At 31.9% G+C, this 1,425-nt stretch carries 1 protein-coding gene; it reads right to left on the bottom strand.

The features are described 5' to 3' along the window. Positions 1–138: 138 nt before the first annotated feature. Positions 139–1,206, bottom strand: a complete 1,068-nt coding sequence (locus BLQ19_RS20850; RefSeq protein WP_074539665.1) for a hypothetical protein — start codon at positions 1,204–1,206, stop codon at positions 139–141. Positions 1,207–1,425: the final 219 nt, after the last annotated feature.

The raw sequence follows: 1,425 nt of genomic DNA, 5'->3' as shown, positions 1-1,425 counted from the left end.
AAGCAATTAATAAGAGTAAAATTTTTGTTTTCATTTTTAGTCAATGTTTGAATTATATTTCTTTATTGGGTCTTGGTTTAGCATTATTGCCAACGTATAGTATAACAAGCGTAGCATCCCGCAGGGTGCTATGATTTGTTATACAGTGTTACCTGCTTTTTTAATATTTTCCTTTACCCATCTTAATTCTGTTTCATCTAAAAAGTCTAATTTTTTATTGACAATCCATTGCAATAATTTGGGAATTCGTTCATCTTCAATTTCATATTTCCTTAAGAAATCAATAGCGTACACGATCTCGGGACTTTGGTCAGAACCATAGTGCATATTGGTATTTCTCTTTTTTGCCAATATCCTTTTTACTCTGTCAATCAGTAATTCAATAGCTCTTTGGTCGGAGAACTTGGTAATATGTTTTGTTAAAGTCGATTTCACGAAAGAATCCTTTTTATCCTTCATCATTTCCATAAAAAAATCTACTTGGTTTTTCCCGTCAATTTCACTTAAAGCATAGATTCCTGTTGTCAAAACATCCGTTTTTTTATTTTCTCTAATTACAGTTTTTAAGAATTCAACGGACTTACAACTTCCAACTATTCGTAAAGTTGAATTTGTATACGACAAATCATATTCGTCTTTACTGTTTTTAAGGATGTTAATCAATAAATTCTCTATTTCGCTAATTCGAACTGAATAATGAGCAAGAAGTTGTATAGCAGAATGTCGTATTTGCCATTCTTTTCTTTTTACAAAATCCAAAACAATATCAAGTCTTTCTGTTAATTCAAGTTTCGTCCAAGCAAGACCACTTAAATGAAGACTAATAATGTTTTTTGTCTTTTCGAGATTTAAGTTGTCGAGTATGAAATAAATCAATTCTACTTCATTATATTTTTCTGCTAAAATTCTCAGTATTGAGTATGCTTTACTTTTCCTATCCTTGTTTTTTTCTTTTAACAATATTTCTTTAACCGTGTTAATGGAAGCCCTATCTAATTTATGGATTTCTTTAGATGCCTGATAAGCTACAGTTTTGGAAGAATCGTAAGAAGTACCCACAGGTAAAGATTCTCCAGGGGCTAAAGAGTCGTCAAGAAGTTTCGATATTAAATTTTCAATCTTATTTTTCATCTTCTCTAATTGCAGGTAACGGTCTTGTGTATGAAACGTAGCGTCTAAATAGATACTATTTTTTGGGATAAACACAGAGCCGAATTTTTATATTTTGATTTAATTTCTCAGTTTATAAGCCAAATTAAAAACTTGGCGGTCTCAGCAAATAAAACACAAACCTTTCGGTTCAGCACTTATTAGCTATGTTTTATACACCGTGTGTGTGCCCAGCATGGGCATCTTTTGTTTACCGAAAGGTAAATAATTAATCTAGAGGGTGCAAGTCCCTTATGGGCAGGTGTAACGCCTTGA

Source organism: Cellulophaga baltica, assembly GCF_900102165.1.
GTDB lineage: Bacteria > Bacteroidota > Bacteroidia > Flavobacteriales > Flavobacteriaceae > Cellulophaga > Cellulophaga baltica.
The sequence above is the reverse complement of the archived record's forward strand: the minus strand, read 5'-3'. Positions and strand labels throughout refer to the sequence as shown.